Annotated in this window: 7 protein-coding genes; all 7 read left to right on the top strand. The window is 37.6% G+C overall.

The window, feature by feature from the left end:
• On the top strand, nucleotides 1–507 hold a 507-nt coding region (locus QZT73_RS06860; protein WP_291787357.1), incomplete at its 5' end, for a carotenoid biosynthesis protein.
• 38 nt (nucleotides 508–545) lie between these two features.
• The gene (locus QZT73_RS06855; protein WP_291784500.1) at nucleotides 546–986 is read left to right on the top strand and encodes a sterol desaturase family protein; all 441 of its coding nucleotides are present in this window, start codon (nucleotides 546–548) and stop codon (nucleotides 984–986) included.
• Nucleotides 983–1,888: a MerR family transcriptional regulator gene (locus tag QZT73_RS06850; protein ID WP_291784502.1), complete on the top strand. Its 906-nt coding sequence runs from the start codon at nucleotides 983–985 to the stop codon at nucleotides 1,886–1,888. Before QZT73_RS06855 ends, QZT73_RS06850 begins: the two co-directional genes overlap by 4 nt.
• A 212-nt stretch (nucleotides 1,889–2,100) precedes the next feature.
• The gene (locus QZT73_RS06845) at nucleotides 2,101–2,613 is read left to right on the top strand and encodes an RNA polymerase sigma factor (RefSeq protein WP_291787356.1); all 513 of its coding nucleotides are present in this window, start codon (nucleotides 2,101–2,103) and stop codon (nucleotides 2,611–2,613) included.
• A 6-nt stretch (nucleotides 2,614–2,619) separates the two neighbouring features.
• Nucleotides 2,620–4,101: a phytoene desaturase family protein gene (gene crtI / locus QZT73_RS06840; RefSeq protein ID WP_291779122.1), complete on the top strand. Its 1,482-nt coding sequence runs from the start codon at nucleotides 2,620–2,622 to the stop codon at nucleotides 4,099–4,101.
• A gap of 21 nt (nucleotides 4,102–4,122) precedes the next feature.
• Entirely contained in the window at nucleotides 4,123–4,965 is an 843-nt protein-coding gene (locus tag QZT73_RS06835) for a phytoene/squalene synthase family protein (RefSeq protein WP_291779130.1), read from the top strand.
• A gap of 94 nt (nucleotides 4,966–5,059) precedes the next feature.
• Complete coding sequence (locus QZT73_RS06830) at nucleotides 5,060–5,905, top strand: 4-hydroxy-3-methylbut-2-enyl diphosphate reductase (RefSeq protein ID WP_291779124.1); 846 nt, start codon at nucleotides 5,060–5,062, stop codon at nucleotides 5,903–5,905.
• Nucleotides 5,906–5,935 lie beyond the last annotated feature (30 nt).

Raw genomic sequence — 5,935 nt, 5'->3', positions numbered from 1 at the left:
CTTACTTTAGGGGTGATGTTTTGGTTCCACAAAGATTGGAACAAAAACTTTTTGGTTTTTGCAGCACTGGCCTGGTTCCTTGGCTATGGTTCAGAGGTAATGGGGGTACATACCGGCTTTCCTTTCGGCAATTATAATTATGGTCCAGTCTTGGGCATTAAACTGATGGAAGTACCCCTGATGATCGGGGTCAACTGGCTTTTATTGATTTACCTGACCGGATCTATATTGAACCGTTTGATCAATATAGATTGGTTGGCAGCCAGCATAGGTGCAATTACTATGGTAAGTATCGATTATGCCATTGAACCTGTTGCAATTGCCTTGGACTTCTGGTCCTGGGAAGGTGGAATAATTCCCTTATCCAATTATATAGGTTGGTTTGGAGTTGCCTTCATCATACACATGATTTATAGAAAGCTACAATTCAAGAAAGAAAACAAAATCGCTGTTTTTCTTTTGGCCAATCTGGTGGCTTTCTTTCTTATCTTAAATTTTATTGTATAACTTCTATAAAACATTCTGATCTTAAATAGGTTAACAAAATGATGTACGCAGTGTTGTTCACTATAGTAGGTTTCGCAATCATGGAATTTTCTGGTTGGTTCATTCATAAATACATCATGCATGGCCCTTTGTGGAATATCCACAAGACCCATCATCAGCCCTCCAAATCATTCTTTGAGCTCAATGACTTATTTTCATTGATCTTCGGGACTGTAGCTGTTATCTTAATCTTCCTTGGTTTGGAAGCACTGGATTACCGTTTTTGGATCGGCATAGGAATTAGCATTTATGGCATGCTTTACTTTTTCATTCATGATGTTTTGGTACATCGAAGATTGAAATGGTTTGAAAGGCCTCGGAGTAAATTTCTATTAGGAATTTTCAGAGCCCATCAAGCGCATCATGCCACCAATAAAAAGGAAGATGCTGTTTCTTTTGGTCTTTTTGTTGTACCGAAAAAGTATTTTAAAAGCAAATGAGTATAGAAAGCACGTATTCTATCAAGGATTTAGAACAGTTATCTGGGATAAAGGCCCATACATTGCGCATTTGGGAGCAAAGATACAATTTGCTTTCTCCAAAGCGAACAGATACCAATATCCGCTACTATGATGATGATGATTTAAAACTGATTCTGAATGTTGCTTTATTGAATGATAATGGATATAAGATCAGCAAGATTGCGGGAATGACGGAATCTGAGATGAGGGAGGAAGTGGTAAAGTTGACTGAGAGGAGCTTAACCTACGATGATCAGATTCATGCATTGACCATTTGCATGATAGAAATGGATGAAGAAAGATTTGATAAAGTACTTTCCACCAATATTCTGAAAATCGGTTTTGAACAGACCATGATGAATATCATTTATCCTTTTATGTCCAAAATTGGGGTTCTTTGGCAAACTGGTGCTATTAATCCTGCTCAAGAGCATTTTATCAGTAATCTGGTTCGCCAAAAGCTGATCGTAGCCATAGACGGACAAGTCTCCAAAAGTGGTGGAAGGAAATTTTTGCTATTTCTTCCAGAAGGTGAACTGCATGAAATCTCAATATTATTTGCTGCTTTTTTAATCAAAAATAGAGGACACAAAGTAATTTATCTGGGCCAAAATACACCAAGTGACGATCTCTGGTCTGTCTACAAACTACACAAACCGGAATTTCTTCTTACCGTTATAACTACCTCCCCAAGTTCTGAATATATACAGGAATACCTCAGCAAATTGGCAGAGAGATTTGCTGATTGTCAAATCATCGTATCCGGTTATCAAATTGTAGGGCAAGACTTAAAACTTCCAAAAAATATGAGGGCCATGCATTATATCAGGCAACTCAAAGATCAGCTCGAAGAAATTGAGGCAGTGCCTCAAGAAAAATAGTTTTACATTTTATGAAAAAAATTAAACAAGGTGAAGAATTAATTCTTCACCTTTTTTTTGTAAAATATGATGATACGTCCCAAAATAGCAGTTTTTAGGTATTTTATATTTAGATGCTTAATTTTTGTTTAATATTTTTTCAAAATAATTAGACAAAATATTTGCAGAGTGTTTAACTTTTGTTACATTTGATTAAACAAAAACAAATAGCCATGACAACTCTAGAATTCAGTTACTCGCTTAACAAACTTTCAAGTTCTCTGAAGCCGTTTGCGCTCAAATTGACCAGAGATATGGACGATGCCAATGACCTCATGCAGGATACAATGGTAAAGGCATTTACAAACAGAGATAAGTTTACTGAAGGCACAAATTTAAAAGCTTGGCTTTATACCATAATGAAGAATACTTTTATTACCAATTATCAAAGAATGGTAAGAAGAGGTACTTTCGTAGACACTACAGATAATTTGCATTATATCAATTCCGGAGATATTCTAGTAGAGAATGGCGCCTATGGTGACTTTACCCTAGATGACATCTATACTGCCATTGAAAAATTGGATGATGTGTATAAAGACCCTTTTATGATGCATTACAAAGGTTTCAAATACCATGAAATTGCTGATAAATTGAATATTCCAATTGGAACTGTAAAAAATAGAATCCATATTGCCAGAAAGCTATTAAAAGAAGACTTGCACGTATACAAACATAAAATTTAATCAACTATGCCCAAAAAAAATGTAGTTGTCATAGGTGCTGGATTTGCCGGACTTTCTGCAGCTACACATTTGGCACACGCAGGCTATCAGGTTACAATTCTAGAAAAAAATACAAACCCTGGCGGTAGAGCTCGAAAGTTCGAAGCCGAGGGTTTTGTTTTTGATATGGGTCCTTCCTGGTATTGGATGCCGGATGTGTTTGAAAAATATTTTGCCTATTTTGAAAAAAAACCATCTGATTATTATGATCTGATACGCTTGGACCCCTCCTACACAGTAGTTTTTGGAGAAAATGAATTTGTTGAAATACCTGCTGACCTTGAACAATTTCGAGCCCTTATGGAAAGTATGGAGCCAGGGGTGGGCCCAAAGCTTGATGCATTCCTAGAACAGGCAGCATACAAATACCAAGTAGGTATTAATGAACTGGTTTACAGGCCGAGTCGTTCCCTTTTCGAATTTACAAACCCAGGCCTTCTTGCGGATATCATCAAAATGGATGTATTTCAATCCATGTCCAAACATGTCAGAAAGTTTTTCAAACATGAAAAAATAATTCGGCTGATGGAATTCCCTGTGATCTTCCTAGGTGAAACTGCCGATAATATCCCTGCACTTTACAGCCTCATGAATTATGCCGACATTGTTTTAGGTACCTGGTACCCCATGGGTGGTATGCATGAAATTGTCAAAGGAATGGTTACTCTTGCAGAGGAAAAAGGGGTGAAAATCTATTTAGGAGCAGATGTCTCCCATATTGATGTTCAAAATGGAACAGCAAAAAGTGTAGTGCTAAAAAACGGTGATAAATTTGAAGCTGATGTAGTAATTGGGGCTGCCGATTACCACCATATTGACTCCAAATTATTGGCTCCTGAATATAGAAATTACAGCGAAAAATATTGGGATAAGCGCGTAATGGCGCCTTCTTCGCTCTTGTTTTATCTTGGTATAGACAAAAAACTGAAAAATCTGACCCACCATTGTCTGTTTTTTGACGAGCAAATGGGGCCTCATGCTGATGCTATTTATACCAACCCAAGATGGCCGGAGCGACCTTTGTTTTACTTATCTGCAGCTTCCCAAACAGACCCGAGTGTCGCGCCGGAAGGGAAGGAAAACCTGGTTATCCTCATCCCTCTTGCACCAAATTTGGAAGACGGGGAAGAAATAAGAGAAAAATACTACCATATGGTAATGGACAGATTGGAGAAATTGACCGGCCAGGAAATCAGGAGCCATGTTATTTTCAAACGCTCTTACGCCCACAGTGATTTCAAGTCGGATTACAATGCCTTTAAAGGGAATGCTTACGGTTTGGCCAATACGCTTTTTCAAACAGCTATTCTCAAGCCTTCTTTAAAAAGTAAAAGAGTTAAAAATCTTTATTATACCGGACAGCTGACCGTACCCGGGCCGGGTGTTCCCCCAACGATCATTTCGGGCCATGTGGTTGCAAAAGAAGTGATCAAAGAAAACAATTTGTAGATTAATTTGTATATTATGGGTATGGATGCAAAAGCGCTTTTTGATCAGACCACAATGGAGTGCAGTAAACTAATTACCCAACGGTACAGCACTAGCTTCACTCTTGGAATCCGAACTTTGAATAAAAAGTTTCATTTGCCCATTTATGCAATTTACGGTTTTGTTAGGTATGCAGATGAAATTGTAGATACATTCCACGATAAAGACAAAAAGAGCCTTCTGGATCAATTCAAAAAAGATACGTATGATGCCATTGAAAATAAAATCAGTCTTAATCCCGTATTGCATGCATTCCAACTGATCGTTAACCAGTACCATATAGATCTTGATCTGATTGAGGCTTTTCTAAAAAGCATGGAAATGGATCTGGATTTCAAAACTTACAACGATTCAAAGTACCATGAATACATTTATGGATCTGCAGAAGTAGTTGGTCTGATGTGTCTTAAGGTCTTTGTCGAAGGAGACCAGACCATGTATGAAAGTTTAAAATCTCCAGCTTGCAAATTGGGCGCAGCTTTTCAAAAAGTCAATTTCCTTAGAGATATTAAAAGCGATTTCGAAGAAAGAGGGAGGGTGTACTTCCCAGGTGTAGATTTCAATGCATTTGACAAGACGGCTAAGCAATTGATAGAAGAAGATATTCAAAAGGATTTTGATGATGCACTAGACGGCATTAGAAGACTTCCAGAAGGAGCTAAAATGGGTGTTAAGGTAGCATACTTGTATTATCAAAAACTCTTTGACAAAATCAAAGGTTTACCTGCAGAGACAATCACGCAAGAAAGGATCCGCATCCCCAATGCCAAGAAATTGTCCCTCTTATTGGGCACTTATTTTGGTATGAAATTAGGTCTTGGATAAATCAATGACTATAGCTAAATTTTTCTTCCTAATTCAGATAGAAGAATTGAAATAGTTAATTATAAACAATTCATATAGTGATAAGTTAAAAGCTATGATGAACCTACAAGTACATATTGATCAGCACTCTGGCTTTTGTTTTGGAGTTGTATATGCCATAGAAATGGCAGAGGAAATTCTTGAAGAGCAAGGCTATCTGTATTGTTTAGGAGATATTGTACACAATGATGAAGAGGTAAATCGGCTTACTGCAAAAGGCTTAAAAATAATTGACCACAATGAGCTCAGAAATCTTGAAAACGAGAAAGTCTTGATTAGGGCTCACGGTGAACCACCTTCCACATATGAATTGGCAATCAATAATAATTTGACCTTAATAGATGCCAGTTGCCCAGTCGTATTGAAACTGCAAAACAGGATAAAAAATTCTTTTGATAAGGATGAGACCATCTATATCTACGGAAAGCATGGACACGCAGAAGTGATCGGGCTTTTGGGGCAAACAAACAATAAAGCAGTAGTATTTCAGGACATAAAAGAACTGGATCTTCCCAGCTTGCCCAAAAATCTAACTCTGTATAGTCAAACAACTAAAAGCACTGATAAATTTTATGAGATCAATGACGTCCTGAAAGAAAATGGTATCACTGTTAATACCAATGATACCATTTGTAGACAGGTGTCCAACAGAGACAAAGAACTAAGGGAGTTTGCTGACAAGTTTGACAAAATCATTTTCGTGAGCGGTACCAAATCATCAAACGGGAAAGTCCTTTATAATGTGTGCAAGGAGAAAAACCCACACACCTTTTTTGTATCCAATCCCAGTCAGGTATTAGAAGAATGGTTTGGCCCAAATGAGTCAGTAGGCATTTGTGGTGCCACTTCTACCCCTATGTGGTTGATGGAACAGGTCAAAGAAAGAATTGAAAGGTTTTAATTCGAAATTTCTTGGCTAAATTGCATGGTG

This window comes from Cecembia sp., from assembly GCF_007126775.1.
Lineage (GTDB): Bacteria > Bacteroidota > Bacteroidia > Cytophagales > Cyclobacteriaceae > Cecembia.
The sequence above is the reverse complement of the archived record's forward strand: the minus strand, read 5'-3'. Positions and strand labels throughout refer to the sequence as shown.